Source organism: Mesorhizobium sp. Cs1299R1N3 (assembly GCF_037179625.1).
In the GTDB taxonomy this organism is placed as follows: domain Bacteria; phylum Pseudomonadota; class Alphaproteobacteria; order Rhizobiales; family Rhizobiaceae; genus Mesorhizobium; species Mesorhizobium salmacidum.
In genome coordinates, this window is sequence record NZ_JAPYKQ010000022.1 from 1 (window position 1) to 15108 (window position 15108).

13 protein-coding genes and 1 pseudogene are annotated in these 15108 nt (G+C 59.4%); 6 read left to right on the forward strand and 8 right to left on the reverse strand.

The features are described 5' to 3' along the window. Positions 1–536, forward strand: a 536-nt coding sequence (locus O7B34_RS28690) for a TCP-1/cpn60 chaperonin family protein (protein ID WP_337149176.1), incomplete at its 5' end; no start/stop codon positions are given. Positions 537–851: 315 nt separating this feature from the next. Here the strand turns inward: O7B34_RS28690 and O7B34_RS28695 are convergent. Then, on the reverse strand, positions 852–1448 hold the full coding sequence (locus tag O7B34_RS28695) for a cold-shock protein (RefSeq protein ID WP_337143760.1): 597 nt from the start codon (positions 1446–1448) through the stop codon (positions 852–854). Between the two features lie 98 nt (positions 1449–1546). Further along, positions 1547–1765, reverse strand: a complete 219-nt coding sequence (locus tag O7B34_RS28700; protein ID WP_337143759.1) for a hypothetical protein — start codon at positions 1763–1765, stop codon at positions 1547–1549. A gap of 67 nt (positions 1766–1832) precedes the next feature. On the opposite strand from O7B34_RS28700, the pseudogene O7B34_RS32245 reads away from it, so the two are divergent. After that, positions 1833–2116 (forward strand): annotated as a pseudogene (locus O7B34_RS32245) (IS21 family transposase); the annotation flags it as partial. Positions 2117–2149: 33 nt separating this feature from the next. Here O7B34_RS32245 and O7B34_RS28705 read toward each other — a convergent pair. Further along, the gene (locus O7B34_RS28705; protein WP_337149177.1) at positions 2150–5182 is read right to left on the reverse strand and encodes a Ulp1 family isopeptidase; all 3033 of its coding nucleotides are present in this window, start codon (positions 5180–5182) and stop codon (positions 2150–2152) included. A 693-nt stretch (positions 5183–5875) separates the two neighbouring features. On the opposite strand from O7B34_RS28705, the gene O7B34_RS28710 reads away from it, so the two are divergent. After that, positions 5876–7351, forward strand: coding sequence for an NAD-dependent succinate-semialdehyde dehydrogenase (locus O7B34_RS28710; protein ID WP_337149227.1), 1476 nt, complete (start codon positions 5876–5878; stop codon positions 7349–7351). A gap of 194 nt (positions 7352–7545) precedes the next feature. Here the strand turns inward: O7B34_RS28710 and O7B34_RS28715 are convergent, their stop codons facing one another. Then, positions 7546–8232 carry a transposase gene (locus tag O7B34_RS28715; protein WP_337149178.1) on the reverse strand — a complete coding sequence of 229 codons (687 nt, stop codon included), beginning with the start codon at positions 8230–8232 and terminating at the stop codon, positions 7546–7548. Between the two features lie 182 nt (positions 8233–8414). On the opposite strand from O7B34_RS28715, the gene O7B34_RS28720 reads away from it, so the two are divergent. Next, positions 8415–9011: a DUF309 domain-containing protein gene (locus tag O7B34_RS28720; RefSeq protein WP_337149179.1), complete on the forward strand. Its 597-nt coding sequence runs from the start codon at positions 8415–8417 to the stop codon at positions 9009–9011. Positions 9012–9131: 120 nt separating this feature from the next. Here the strand turns inward: O7B34_RS28720 and O7B34_RS28725 are convergent, their stop codons facing one another. After that, positions 9132–9917: a GGDEF domain-containing protein gene (locus O7B34_RS28725; protein ID WP_337149180.1), complete on the reverse strand. Its 786-nt coding sequence runs from the start codon at positions 9915–9917 to the stop codon at positions 9132–9134. Positions 9918–10485: 568 nt separating this feature from the next. Between O7B34_RS28725 and O7B34_RS28730 the strand changes: the two genes are divergently transcribed. Continuing rightward, positions 10486–10836 carry an MbcA/ParS/Xre antitoxin family protein gene (locus O7B34_RS28730; protein WP_337130015.1) on the forward strand — a complete coding sequence of 117 codons (351 nt, stop codon included), beginning with the start codon at positions 10486–10488 and terminating at the stop codon, positions 10834–10836. A 4-nt stretch (positions 10837–10840) separates the two neighbouring features. Beyond that, positions 10841–11323 (forward strand): RES family NAD+ phosphorylase, encoded by a 483-nt coding sequence (locus O7B34_RS28735; RefSeq protein ID WP_337149182.1) that lies wholly within the window; start codon positions 10841–10843, stop codon positions 11321–11323. Between the two features lie 430 nt (positions 11324–11753). On the opposite strand, the gene O7B34_RS28740 is transcribed toward O7B34_RS28735, so the two are convergent. The 3 genes from O7B34_RS28740 to O7B34_RS28750 all read right to left on the reverse strand — a co-directional run bounded on the left by O7B34_RS28740 (position 11754) and on the right by O7B34_RS28750 (position 15108). Beyond that, positions 11754–12761 (reverse strand): membrane dipeptidase, encoded by a 1008-nt coding sequence (locus tag O7B34_RS28740; RefSeq protein WP_337149183.1) that lies wholly within the window; start codon positions 12759–12761, stop codon positions 11754–11756. A gap of 67 nt (positions 12762–12828) precedes the next feature. Continuing rightward, complete coding sequence (locus tag O7B34_RS28745) at positions 12829–14013, reverse strand: mandelate racemase/muconate lactonizing enzyme family protein (RefSeq protein WP_337149185.1); 1185 nt, start codon at positions 14011–14013, stop codon at positions 12829–12831. A 72-nt stretch (positions 14014–14085) separates the two neighbouring features. Beyond that, on the reverse strand, positions 14086–15108 hold the full coding sequence (locus O7B34_RS28750) for a dipeptidase (RefSeq protein ID WP_337149186.1): 1023 nt from the start codon (positions 15106–15108) through the stop codon (positions 14086–14088).

Genomic DNA, 15108 nt, shown 5'->3' on the forward strand with positions numbered 1-15108 from the left:
GCGGTGCGACGGAAGTCGAAGTCAAGGAAAAGAAGGACCGCGTCGATGACGCCCTCAACGCGACCCGCGCGGCCGTGGAAGAAGGCATCGTTGCCGGCGGTGGCGTTGCCCTGCTGCGCGCTTCGGCAAACCTCAAGGCCACCGGCGTCAACGCCGACCAGGCTGCCGGCATCAACATCGTTCGTCGTGCGCTGCAGGCTCCGGCCCGCCAGATCGCGGCCAACGCCGGTGCGGAAGCTTCGATCGTTGCCGGCAAGATCCTCGACAACGCAAGCGGGACCTTCGGCTACAACGCCCAGACCGGCGAATATGGCGACATGATCGTCATGGGCATCGTCGATCCGGTCAAGGTCGTGCGCGCGGCCCTCCAGGACGCGGCCTCGGTCGCCGGCCTGCTGGTCACCACCGAAGCCATGATCGCCGAAGCTCCGAAGAAGGACTCTGGCGCCGGCGGCATGCCTGGCGGCATGGGCGGCGGCGGCATGGGCGGCATGGGCGGCGGCGGCATGGGCGGTATGGGCGGCATGGGTTTCTGACCGCGCAATTTGACCATCTCGGAAGGGCGGCAGCGATGCCGCCCTTTTGCTTTTGCCTTTTGTCGATAGGGGCTATGGCAGCTCCATCGAGGCGGACCTTGGAAGGCCCTTCGCGCTTGCAAACAATTTTTTGTGCATTGCAATATGTTGCTCGATGGATACGGTTCCACTGTCGGCCATCTACTCCTCCCAGATGCGATGCCGACGCTGAAATGCAGCGCACCTCCTCCCGCGCTGTTTTTCGACATCGGCCCGCTGCCATCGCCGCGGCAGCGGGCCTTTTGCGTGAGCGATAGGGTTCGCCCGAAGCTGGCTCTAAGCGATGCGGATGCTGTGGACTTCCAAGCCCTTCTTCCCCGGACGGCATTGGACCATTACCTTTTGCCCCTCCACCAGATTGGTGAGGCCAGAATCGGTCAACACAGTGGCGTGAACGAAGACGTCCTTGCTCCCATCTTCAGCAGCAATGAAGCCGAAGCCCTTTTTGGGATTGTACCACCTCACTGTGCCCGCACTCTCCGTCGTTCCACCCACTGCAGAGACGGATCCTTCAGCACGATGGGCAGGCGGCGACGTTTTGGCGACCTCGTCAATCTCCAGCAACTGGGTGACCTGAGGACCCTTTGACCGCTCTTCGACGGCGACCTTGAGCCGGGTTCCTTGGGAGACACTGCGGCTTCCGGCTAGCTCAAGTACTCTGCTGGGCAGGTAGGCATCCCTACCGTCCAAGAGTTTGACGAAGCCAAATCCTTTGGTCACGTCGAACCACTTCACCTCGGCATCGACAGGATCTACGGACATGGGAGGCGGACGTTGAAAATAGCTGGGCTCGGGAGGCCGTTCCGAAAAAGAAGCCGGTTCGTCGTCATTCCAATGCCTGCGTGGTTTGCGATGATCTCTATATCGACTCATGATCGTCTCGGCGGGATAGCGAAGGCACGGTGGTCCGCTAAGATAATCTCCATCGGGCGACGCGCTAGTGTCAATTGCCCTTGTGGCGCAAAGCTCTCTCAATCCATTGTGTCCAACTGGTTTGTTTTGCCGATTTGAGCAAAGGCGTCTGGTGCATTGGGCGGGCTGGCATTATGTGCAAGGAAAATCCCCAGACGATCATCGATAGACCTCGATGCCTGGGCCGCGAACATCCCTGTAGGGATCGCGTCGACACGCTTCAGCGCAAAAACCGGCACGACGAGTGAACTACCAATTGTCGAATGGCTGATGAGCACCTCGGTTTGTTCGATCTAATCGACGTTCTGGGCCGCAGTGAATGCTGCAGACTTCGTGGGGACGGGTGCTCGGCCGAAACGAGCGAAGGAGGCAAAAGTCGAGGTTCGCGTGCAAACTGCCCAACGCCAGGCGCTGGCGCGGCTGCGCAATCACCGCTTCTTTTGCTTGGCGAGCTAAACGCCGAGATCAGTGTACTCGTCACACGAACTCAACGCCTCCAGCCGGGCCGAACTCGTGGCCGAGCTGGACAGGCCGAAGCAGGGGCAATTGCCGGACCTGCCCCGTCTTTGTGCACTGGAAGCGCGGCCGTGTCGCGCCCGACTATCGAGATCGACGGACACTGGTATTCCACGCGCTCCAGCAAGAGATCTTTGAGCCGGGTGTCATCGGCCCAGTCCTTGAGATCGGTCACGCGTGCGCTCGGCATATCGTCCCGTGTCAAGATCACGCGATCCTCGCAGATCTCGGCTGTTCCCAACACCAGCCAGTTCAAGCTCCCCCCGGTCCGGGGGGAGCTCGTGCATCAGACGGCCCCCGAGTCGATTTTGGAGTGCCTGCCGATCGGCGACGAGGTTGTCGAGATGCCGTGACTGTTGCACTGGCAACCGCTCTTGCGCCAATTGCCCAACCAGCGCCCGCGTGCCGTCCACCACGAACACGCCGCAATCATAATCGTTCTGTTGCTGGGACATGCGGGCTGGCTCCAGGCGCGCACCCAGCCGTGCTGCAACTACTGAAGCAGGTACATCATTGTGTCCGCGGACGGAGTCGTAGTGATACGCAACCGGGCTTTCCCGATCGCGGCGGTCAACCAGCAGCAGCGACCAATGAGTGCCGCGGCGATTGGGGTCCGTGGTGCTGGCGTCGCTCACTGGCACAAACACGAAGTCGGCTGTGTCGTTACCGTCTCTGTAAAGGATGCCATCCAATGCGCGTTGCATATCGATACCCCCACGCAGACTATAAAGAGCTATGAGGGGGTCCACGAACCGCGTCCGGGCGGCGAGGTTCGGATAGGTCACCGGCAACTCCTGGGCCAGGAGATCGTAATCTCTCTGAATATGCTCGTCACCCAGCCATTGCTCGGCGCCGAGCACCTGCCCGGTGCGGGCATGCGACGAGGCTCCCGGATCCAAAGCGTCTATATGAGCCACGGATGGCGTAACCGGAAGCTCCGGCCGATAGTAAGCATCGTCCTGCCATTCGGCCTGTTCCAACTGGCCTTCCGGCAGCCACTCATTCGCGTCAAAGTCGGACGGCACTCGCGGCGGCCAGCTTGAGCCGGACGACGCAGTTTCCTGCCGTTCGGCGTGTCCTAACGCGCCTTCCGGCAGCCACTCCCTCGCATCGAAGTCGGACGGCACTCGCGGCCAGCTTGAGCCGGACGACGCAGCTTCCTGGCGTTCGGAGTGTCCTGACTGGCCTTCCGGCAGCCACTCATTCGCGTCAAAGTCGGACGGCACATACGGGGACCAAGTTGAGCTCGACCCGGCAGGCTGCGGAGCCCAATCAACCTGTTCAGAGGAAGCCACACCCAGCGCTCTGTTCGCCTCAACAACTGCTAGGTACTGCCGAAGCCTGTTGAGACTCAGGGTGACCTTTCCTTCGGCCTTGGTGAAATCCTTGTGATCGGCTTTCAACGACAGTTTCTGCTGAGCAGTGCCGTTGAGTCGGCTCACTATGCTCGCCCTACCCTCCCTTTGGAGCCAATCACTAAACCTGCGTTGCGCGCTGGCAATGGTCACACTTACGTTTTTCTGCCGGGATGTCGGCTTGGGTCCGAGCTTGATCAGCTCTTCCTTGGCCAGGCCCTCAATGATGCGGGCGTCGTCGGGATAGGGATTATGCCGGTTGGATTGCCGGCTCGTTTGGATTCCGCCGCCTAGGTGCTGCTGAAGCCGGTCGAGACTCAGGGCGGTTTTTCCATAGGCTGTGTTGAAGGCCTTTTGGTCTGCTTTCAACGACAGTTTCTGCTGAGCAGTGCCGTTGAGTCGACTCGCTATGCTGCCTCTGCCCTCCCTTTGCAGCCAATCACTAAACCTACGTTGAGCCCAAGCAGTATTCCAGACGACTTTTCTCTGTTTGCCCACCTCGGGTCCGAGCTGGCGCAGTTCTTCCTTTTCCAGGCCGTCGATAATGCTGGCGTCATCGGGATAAGGACTATGCCGGTTGATTTGGGGGTCGGCGCCTAGGTACTGCCGAAGCTGATCGAGTTGAGAGCTGGTCTGTCCTGTGGCTGTGATGAAGGCCTTGTGGTCTGCTTGCAACGACAATTGCTCCTGAGCACTGCCGTTGAGTCGGCTCACTATGCTTCCCTTACCCTCCCTTTGGAGCCAATCACTAAACTTGCGTTGCCTGGAAGCGATCACTGAAACGCGCGTTTTCTGTGGGCGAGTCGAGTCCGGTGCGAGCTCGGCTAGGTTTTTCTTTTCCAAGCCATCGATGACGAGGGCGTCCTCGGGATAAGGGCCAAGTGTTTGGCGCCCCATCAGGCGGGGCCCGGCACCGACTGACTGGAGCCCCTCAGCCCCGAGCCTCCGGAAATGGGACAACGCCGACGAGAGACGGTCGCGATCGTCCCCTCCGGCTTTCGTGTAGTCCTCGATGTCGATGGCCAGCGACCTTGGCTCGTTAAAAGCTCGAGTCGTCAACGGACCCCTGTTTTCTTGACGGAGCCAACGAGCAAATCCCCTAAGAACGCCTAGATTGTCCTTGATGGTAGGCTCGGGAACCTTTCCCTCCCCTCGGCCGATGGTGCCGTCGGGAACGACTTCATAGGCTCGGAGTTCTGCCGCGAACTGCTCGATGAGGCGCTCGTCCGCGGGATGCATGTCTGCGCCGGTGGGGGGGCGACTACGCTTGGCCGAGTCCATACGAAGCTCTGAATGGACCACGTCGGACACCGGGCTGCGGGACGACTTTTCGCTACGGCTTCCGAAGACTTTGCCGAGGCCTGATTTTACACGAGAAAACAGTCCACGGCTTTTGCTATCCTTGGTCCGCGTCGCGGTCTGCGCCTCCGATGGCGCTGTGAAACGCGTGCTACCGAATGACCTGTCACGCAGGTCAGACTGCGAGCCCGTCGGAGCCGAGCCAAGGTGAGCGCGAGGAATATCAATGCTGTGCCGCGTACTGCTGAACCCACTGTCGCGCAGATTGGATTGCTGCGGCATGCGCATTGAACCGCCGATGCCAGTGCGCCGCAGACTTCTTTGTGCCTCAGCGGGTCGAGTGCCGGGCGAACTCAATTTAACGGAGCTCTCCTCAGAAGAGCTGAGTTGAAGCTCGTTCAGCTGCTGTTCAAAGACAGCTTGATCCGCAGCCATGTTGTCCGAGCCTTGCCTCGCACGCTGCAGCTCTTTCTGCTCAGCGTACCAACGGGTCCAATAGTCTGGGTCGTTGTAGTTCGCGTCCATAATACTATCCCTAGCTGAGATGAAACTGCATAGCTGCCCCATGTAGGGACGAGCCGGTTCGACTCGGGTTTCCGCAGCAACAGACTCTCGCGGCCAGAACTCGAGATATTTGAAGACTGTTGCAGACACAGCTTTCGAGAATCTGACGGGTCGCGGACGAGGCCAGCCCCGACCTGAATACCTGGGGGTTGGTGGAGGTCCTTCCCGAGCGCGAATTGTGCAACCGGTGTTGAATCTGACCGCCGAGCGGCGGAATCTGCAAGGGTTAGCTGTTCGCTCGATACCAGCACCGTATCTTGGATGGCTGGATCGCGTGCGATCCAGCGTTAGCTGCGGCCCCATAACGAGCGGAGGGAGCCTGTCCGAGTTCGGGCGTTGATCGGGCTGGCGACCGAGCTTTCGTCCGCAGCCAGCATGGCTTCAGAACATCGCAGCCGATGCTCTACAAAGAGCAACGCGACGCGCTCGAAGCCTCGCTGGAAGAAAGCGAGCGCGCGGCCAAGCCCCCTCGTTGGACCGAAATGACAGCGACGCGGTAACCTCACATCGGCTTGGTCAATGCTGCCCCAGGATCAGCAATATTCGCGCGTGTGGGTTCACCCGCCGGCCGTCCGAGGCCCTATGCTGACACCGGACATGCGGGATAAACAAGCTCTTGCCACAGATGTCCGCCGCGTTGAGGAGAATACGGCATTGCCGCTCTGCCCGCCTTTGATCCGTCACGTAAAATCCCCCGGCCTGTTCGGCACCATCGATCGCTTGCCGTGCCTTGGCACGCCTGTGAGCGGCCGGACATTCGAGATCTTCAACCCATCGACAGGCGAATTGCTGGCGAAACTTCCCGACATGGGCATCGAGGAGACGCGCGCCGCGATCGGCAAAGCCCATATGGCGCAGCCTCGATGGGCGGCGCTAACCGCCAGAGAGCGCAGCGACATCCTGTGGCGCTGGCATCAGCTGATCGTCGACCACGCCGACGATCTCGCAAGGATCCTCACCGCTGAAATGGGCAAGCCGCTCACCGAGGCGAAGTCGGAAGTCTCGCATGCCGCGGCGTATCTGCAGTGGTACGCTGAAGAGGCCAATCGCATCTATGGTGAGACTATCTCGGCACCGTCGACAGACCGCCGCATGCTGGTCATCAAACAGCCGATCGGGGTCGTCGGCACGATCACGCCGTGGAATTTCCCGGCATCCATGGTGGCGCGCAAGATCTCGCCAGCGCTTGCCGCCGGCTGCACGATCGTTCTCAAGCCGGCCGAACAGACACCGCTCGTTGCGGGTGCGATGTTCGCCCTCGCCCATCAGGCTGGCTTTCCCGAAGGCGTCGTCAACCTGATCTATGCTTCGGATGGCGATGCGGTAGGCCGCGAACTCTGTTCCAATCCCAAGGTCCGCAAGATCAGCTTCACCGGCTCGACCGAGGTCGGACGCCTGTTGATGCATCAGTGCTCGGACCAGATCAAGAAGCTCAGCCTCGAGCTCGGCGGCAATGCGCCGTTCATCGTCTTCGACGATGCCGATATCGATGCTGCCGTCGACGGCGCGATTCAAGCGAAGTTCCGCAATGCCGGCCAGACCTGTGTCTCCGCGAACCGCCTTTATGTGCAGGCGGGCGTTCACGACAGGTTTGTCGAGGAGTTCGTCGGAAAAGCCCGCCAGCTTTCGGTGGGTGACGGCTTCGATCCAGCTGTAGCTATCGGACCGCTGATCGATAGTCATGCGCTGGCCAAGATCGAATCCCATATCGCCGATGCCGTGGCAAAGGGCGGGGCAGTTCAATGCGGCGGCAATCGCATGGGCAAAGAGGGTACGTTTTTCCAACCGACGGTCCTCACTGATATCTCCGGCGAGATGGCCGTGGCCCGAGAGGAGACATTCGGGCCGTTGGCTCCGATCATTCGCTTCGAAGATGCGGATCAGATCGTGCACGAGGCCAACGACACGATTTACGGGCTTGCCGCCTATTTTTACGCTTCCAACCTCAAGCGGGTGTGGCGTGTGGCCGAGGCGCTGGAATATGGCATGGTTGGCATCAACACCGGGCGCATGTCATCGGAGGCCGCACCCTTCGGCGGCATCAAGCAATCCGGCATCGGGCGCGAAGGGTCGCGCCACGGCCTCGAGGATTACCTCGAGATGAAATACCTCTGCATGGGCGGGATATGAGCTCGCGAGGGTAAGTCGTTACTCCAGGCCACCAGGTCGTCACTTCAAAGCCGACATGCTTTGCCAGTGTTTTCGCCAGTGGCGCCTGCCCCGGATCCGGGCTCTCCGGACTGTGGCAAATCCCGATTAGGCCGGCAGCCTGGCGACAACTCTCGGTTATTGGGGGTCTCAAGCCTGCGGCTCAAGCGCAGACCCTACAGGAGGCTGAGTTTGTTCTTCAGTTCCGCGTTCTCCTTGCGAAGGCGCTCAGCGAGAAGGATCTTTAGCCGTTTGTTTTCCTCCTCGAGCGCGACAAGGTCTTTCAGGTCGTCGCTGCGCGGCGCAGGTGTCGAGGCCCGTTTCCAATGGTAATAGGTCTGTTCCGATACGCCAGCCTGCTTTGCGGCGAGTTTCAAAGTGGCGCCGGCGTTGAGTGATTTCTCCATCTCGGAGAGCTTCTGAGCTCGCTCTTTTGCGGAGTAAATTTTCCGGCCGCTTCGAACCGTTGCCGTCGAATCCGACGTTGCAGGCTGTGTGACCGCTCCATTGGTACGGGATGGCGATGTTTTCTCCGGCTTCGACTTGCGCGATTGCGCAACTCTACTCTTGGCCTTTGGCTTTTCTGCTTTCGCAGGGGATTCAGAGGAGGATGCTACAGCTTCAGCGCCATTTGGATCGGGCATATGAGTCTCCGCTTGGGATTTGAACAGATGTTCAGGATCGACGGAGATTACGTTGGAGTCAATCGTCTGACAATTGGGCAGCTCTGCCGCCTCCGATTCTCGGATTGTCTCGGCGAGGGCCGCTGAGATATCAAAGTTCCCCCAAATCGGCCGGGACTGTTTTTGAACGCCACGCTTCCGCTTGACTTCCAAGATGAATGGTCGCGTTTGACGCCTCATGCCGCTTCCTTGTGAGCATTATTGTCTAAGAGGTCCAGTTTCGGGCTGCAATTTTCACCGCCAGTTCCTGTTCCGCGCCGGCCTTTATAGCCCAGAAGGAGCCTTGGCAACTCCATCAGAGCCATAGAGCCCGTCTCCAAACAAGAAGTTCATATGCGAGCCATGACCACCCATGTGGTATCATGCTTCATGGCCATTGCTTCGAATTCGCGCCCCCGGCACGTGCCGGAAAAGAGCTTTCCAGCCTATGCGTATTACCGGGCAGGCAGCCGCATCCTGTGCGCGATCCCGCCGGACATAGCTATCTGGCCGAGCCGATGCCGATCACCACGGATGCGGCGCTTGGCTCAGATCCATTCTTCTGGGGTCTCGACCTCTTCAATCACGGGTATTACTGGGAAGCACATGAGGCGTGGGAAGGTCTTTGGCAGGTTGCCGACCGAGGCAACCCTTCTCGCATGTTCTTCAAAGCATTGATCCTGTTGTCAGCGGCCGGCGTAAAGATACGAGAGGGCAAAACTGCCGCAGCGGTGCGTCACTCCCGGCACGCCGCATTGCTGTTTCGTCGATTGCGCGGCCCGTCGGAACACATCGTTGAAAACGCGCTCGGCCTCCCGCCAGCGATACTCGCCGACTATACCGAGGCAGCGACAGAGGCTCCGGCGTTGCAGGACGCGCCACTTGGTCAGCCTCAACCGGTGTTTGATTTCGTCCTCGGATCAGATCAGCGGGGCAAAGCCACGCGCAACAACAGCATACCGTCCGCTGCAAGCACCTAAGCTGGTTGAGAGCCAGGTCCGAAGGCCGCCTGGCGGCCTCGCCGTTATCAAATGCTGGCGGTTGCCTCGACGACCCTTCCGGCGAGCTAACACCTGAAAGGGACAGGCCCTAAGCGTCGGCTATGGTGTCACGGCTCGCAATTTGGCTGCTTCAAAGTCGAAGGAAACCCGGTTCCGGCCGCGCTGTTTCGCTTCAGAAAGGCATCGTCCTGCTGTGCGAAGAATATCCTGCGTATCTGCATTGGGAGGGATTTCCGCACCCCCGATGCTGACGGTCACCTTTACATCGTCCTGTTGCGCTTTGATCCAGGGTATCCCTTCAACAAGACGGCGGATGTTCTCCGCTATGGTCATTGCCTGCTCCTTGCGCACCCCTCGCAGCAGGACCCCGAACTCTTCGCCACCAAGGCGCCCAACTGAATCGCCCGGGCGCGTTAGATAACCAAGCGCCTTAGCGATTCGAACCAAGGCCTCGTCGCCTTTGGAATGTCCGTGCTTGTCATTGAACGAGGAGAAGTGGTCCGGATCGACAAGGAGAAGCGTGTCGTATTCACCCTCATCGCGCTCCCTGTCCATCCTTGCGATGAATCCGCCGCGACTAAGAAGCCCCGTCATCGGGTCGTGGGTGGTGACGAACGCCAGCCTGTCATGGGTTTCTCTGAGGGCCGCATACGACTTTTCCAGCTTGTCACATGTGTCCTGGATGGTTTCCGACTGGGCGAAGATATAGGCCCCGACAGGCATCCCAATCAGGATGGGGATGAGCGTGCACTCCACCCAACTCAGCCAATCGATCGGCATGCGTAAGGCTATTCTTGCCGTGAACGACAGACCAAAGGTCGCGACGACGGCAATGATCGTCACGACTATTGATTTACCTAGAATACGCTTGGTGCGAGGCGTCATGTTGTTTCTTTGGAGATTGGTACCGTTTTCTTAGATAGAGGCTCTGAAAGAGCCGTTACCAACTCTACTAAGATTAGTCGGAAACCAGAAGGCTGAGGGGCGGCCCCGTCTCCTGAGCCCCGGAGTGCGTGCGCACGCAAGACAGTGCGGCGAATTTTAGCAACGGTTAAAATGCGAGTTTTTCGATACTGCCGCTGTTCGTTGTCGAACACTACTGCATTCTCCATGGGTGGTGATCATTGAATATGCGCCGCGCGCGGGACGGCCGGTAGAGCCGCTCTCGACACGGCGGGCCCGCGTCCGGCGGCCCGCGGAGCGGACGGGCCGGTGCAACCGCGGCCGAGCATCCCTGCCCGGTCGGGCTAGCGGGGCTTCCAGCCCTGCGCGGGACGCAGTGGCCGGGATCGCGCAGGCTGCGGTTGAGCGTCAGCGCCACCGGTTCGGGCGATCGGCGAGCCGGCTTTTTCCCCCTCCTCTCCTTCCCTTCCCACTACTATTCCCATTGATTGCCACGTTGGCTGACATTATATTGCGTCAGGCTAAGCGGCAAAACCAGCAGGAGAAAGCAATGGGTCTCGTCCAGTATTCCGATAATGGCCTCTTCGCGCCGCGCAAGATCGCGCAGGCGTTCCGTACGACCAGCGAGGAAGTCGCGCGCACCGCGGGGCTTGGCAGGGACGCGGTCCAGCGCAAGGACCGCATTCGGTCGGACAAGACCCAGCGTCGGCTGCGCGAGATGGTCGAGGTGATCAACAAGGTCGAGCCGCGCTTCGGTTCGCAGTTGATGGCCTATGCCTGGTATCGTTCGGAGCCGCTTCCGGGCTTCTCCGGCCAGACGGCTATGCAGCTCGTGCGCGGCGGTCGTGCCGATGACGTGCTGGACTATATCGACGCGGTCGACGCCGGCGTGCACGCCTGACCCGGTGCTTTGTCGTGGAAAGCTCTATCGGGCGTTGAATCCCATTTATGCGCGCGAGCCGCTATCCGGCCGTGGCGGACGATTCAATCCGAAGGGTGTGCCGGCGCTCTACGCGTCACTGTCGGTGATGACAGCGCTACGCGAAGCGAACCACGTCGGCAATCTCCAGCCGACGACGCTCGTTTCCTACGACGCGGAAATCGATGATGTCTTCGACGGCCGCGACGCGGAGGCTTTGTCGGCGCAGGATATGCATGCGGCTGCGCTCGCCGACGGCACATGGCGCGATCAGATGAAGGCGAGCGGAGAAGCGCGGACGCAGGCCTTTGCCCGACGCCTGATGGATCAGGGTTGCAACGGCCTGCTTGTCCGCAGCTTCGCACCCGGCGCAACCAGGCAGGATCTGAACCTCGTGCTCTGGAAATGGGGGGATGCGGCCCCGCACCGCCTCACGCTGATCGACGACGAGGATCGCCTGTCGAGATAGCAAGCCGTCAGGCCGCGATCCGATCGCTTCCGGGCTTGTCGCCAGATGCCTCGACATCGCTGGCGAGATCCGCGTCTACCTCAGCCAGTTTCTCCCGCTTCATCCTCAACTCCGCCTCGAAGGCAAAGGCTTCACCGACGCGCGGAAGATACGATGCAAGACGCTTGCGAGCATCGTCGAGCCGCAGGCGATAGTTTCCTGTTCGCTGCGTGATCCGGCCAGGTTTGCAGGCGAGCGTCCGGGTCGCATCTACGAGCGGGCCATGCGATTAGCTCCCCTCGGCAGACGCGGCCATTGCGATGGGCGAATGCGGCGATGAAGAGGATGAACTGAGAAATAGAGTCCTGATTCTCAGTCGCCGCGCACGTTGCAAAGTTAAGAAATAATGATTTACACGCCGCGTCGGTGCAGGCAGGAATGGTGTCCGAGATTAACTGCCCCAGATCGTTTCGTAGATGCTGAGGAGATTGCCGCTGTAGATGCCCACGATTTCCTGTTCGCTGAACTGCCGGCGCAGAAGGGCTTCCGTCAGTGCTTGCATCGTCCGCGGTGTTTCAATACCGGCTGGAAAGAAGTGTGGCGGAGGCGGATACGCTTTAGGTGTCCAAACATTGTCGGCAACGTACTTCTGATATTGCTTCAATGCGGCGGCATCATCCGCATACGGGTATTGGTCAGCATAGTAGTCGATGCCCAGCGTGACATGCTGCGGGCCTACGAGGCTTGAGATATGGGCAATGTGATCGATAAACCGATCAATGGACGGCCGCTTATCGTCAGATACGAAGCCAGGAAAGCCAACAACTCCAATTGTGCCGTTTTGCGCGGCAATTGCCTTAATGAGCTCGTCCGAGAGATTGCGGGCAGACGGGTGAACGACTTTTGCATTGGCGTGGGACACGATGACGGGCGCCGACGAGTATTCGATGGCATCCATGGTTGTTCGAACCCCCGTATGAGCGCAATCGACAATCATACGAACCCGGTTCATGCGCTCTACGACCTGCAGCCCAAATCGGCTGAGACCAGCATCAGAGCGTTCTTCGCAGCCATCGCCGAGACGGTTCCTGACGTTGTAGGCGAGCTGCATGACGCCGACCCCGAGCACCTTGAAGGTGTCGATGAGATTCAGGTTATCTTCGATGGGTGCGGGCCCCTGGAAGTGCATTATGATGCCCATCTTGCCGAGCGCTTTGGCCTTGCGGACATCGGCCGCCGTGCGGACGAGAAGCAGATCGTCACGTTCACGCAACAGCCGGTGCCACGATGCAATTTTCCGCAGCGTAACCTCTGTCCCGTCCCAGAATCCAACAGTCGGAGCGATCGCAGTCAGACCACCCGCCCGATATTCGGCAATCATGTCCTGGTCATCCAAAAGGGGACATACTGCGTCGATAATGATCGCATTCTGGTGGAGGGATTCTGCGGCCGCACTCATTGTCGCTCCTAGCTTTGTTCCATGACCATGACACCTCGCGGGAGGGATTCCCCGCGAGACCGTCTCATCAGTGAAGTGGCAGACGCCTGTACCGCCCCGGCCGGTTCGGATCGAAGAAATGGTTGACCGGACCATTGTCCTGGAAATGCTTTGACCATCGAGCCATTGCCGCAGGGTCGAGCTCAACCCCGAGACCATGCCCTTCGGGCACGGGCACTGTGTTGTTGGTCTGCCGGAAGGGCCCGTTGATAACGACGTCGCCCACTTGCCAACGAAAGAGCGACTGCGAAGCCTCGGTGATCCAGGGCGTGGCAGCAACGACATGGAGGTATGCAGCCGTCATGATACCCAAGTCGTTAGAATAGCACCAAAAGCCCTTGCCCATGGCTTCGCAGGCGGCGATGAATTTCAACGCCTTTGAAAGACCTCCGAGGGCGGCGAAGTTGCAGACAAAATAATCGGGAGCGCCAAGCGCTACGGCGCGCCGCAAATCCGGGACGTGGGTCGAGAACGGGATGCCAGAATGCTGCCGCAACGCAGCCATCTCCTCGAATGTCGCGACCGGATCTTCGTAATTACGAATATTGTAAGGCTCAATCTCCCGCAGCACCCAGCGTGCGGTGGTCAGGGACCACTGCATGTTCGAGTCCAGCTTGATCTGTGCGCCCTCGCCCAAAGCTTCCCGCAGCATTCGCACTGTGCGGATCTCGAGCTGAGGATCGCCCAATATGAGCTTACCCTCGAAAATGGTCGAACCGTACTCTTCGCGCATTTTAAGGCAATGCTCTATGACGGCTTCGGGTGTCATTTCCCCACCCGCTCCTTCCTGTTCTGGACGAAAGGCAAAATACTCGGAGAAAGGAATGTTCTTACGGACCGCGCCGCCCAGCAATCGATAGAGCGGCATGCCAAATACCCTGCCCCGAATGTCCCAAAGCGCAAGTTCCACCGCACCAAACGCAATCGAGGCAGCGTTTTCACCTGTGTTGACCGTGATCTGCCAGGGTGGGACGCAGCGTGCTTCGCAGTCAGCAAGGTCGAGCGGGTCAGCCCCGATAAGGGCTGGAGCGATATCGGATTTTATGACCTCGCCAAAGTGCCACCAGGGCGCTTCTCCCAGGCCGACCAGACCGGAATCAGTCTCAACTTCGATGATCGATTTGGAAGCGCCGCCGTAGAGGCCCGCCGTCCACCATAACGGTGCCGACAGCGGCACGTTGACGTGTGTGACTTTGATGTTGGTAATCTTCATAAAAATTCCGAGCAGAGGCTTTGCTCAGGATGACATCCCCGAGCAACGATGACTGGTTGCAACGTGCGTAGGCTAAATCCAAACTGCGGCAGCCACCCTCGTGAAGTTTTGCCCCATGATCTTCTTTATGTCTGAGTCGCTGTACTGACGAAGCAACAGGCCCTCAGCGATGTCAGGGAGCTGCTCCGGGAGGATGAACCGCCATGACGAATAGTCCCATTGGTCGGCTTCTGATTCTGGCCAGACATTGGGAAATTCCTTGACCAGGTTCGGCATCTCGTCAGGATCCAAGACGGCGTCCAACCCCAATCCGACATGGTCGACGCCCACCAGGTTCGCCACGTAGTCGATATGGTTGACGATCGTCTCGGGCGTACAATCCTCATCAGCGGCCATGTACTTGCTGACGCCGTTGATACCCACCACCCCGCCGGTCCGCGCACAGGCCTTGATCTGGTCGTCGCGTAAATTGCGCTCGTGATCCCAGAGTGCCCGCGGGTTAGAGTGCGTGAAAATGACAGGCGTCTTGGAAATCTCCATGATTTCCATCGAAGAGCGGTAGCCGGTGTGGGTACAGTCGACCAGCATGCCGACGCGATTCATCTCGGCAATAGCCTCCCGACCAAGCGGTGTCAGAGGAATATCTTCATCGGTGCACCCGCCGGCGAACGCGTTGTTCTTGTTATAAGCCAAGTTCATTTGGCGGACGCCGAGACGGTGATAAGCGCCGATCATTTCGATGTTCTGGTCGAGAGCGTTGGCGCCTTCCAGATCGAGTGCAACTGCTAGCTTACCTTCTCGTTTGGCACGTTCAACGTCGGCAAACCGGTCGACGATCACATAGTCATCGCTATGAAGCTCGAGCCACCTACGGTAGTGCGCCGCGCAGCGGAGCGATTCCTGCCACGACAGGGCGTCCCATCCCACATTCAGACCAATGAACGTCGCCCCCCCGTCGCGCCAGCGTGAGAGAAAACTCAGATCCAAAGTGGGACGGCAAGCAACGCCGGCATGCGTGTCCCAAACAATGGTCTCGGCAAGCATTTTTCGTGCTGCTTGAGCTGTTCCACGTTCAATATTCAAAGTATTGGCCAC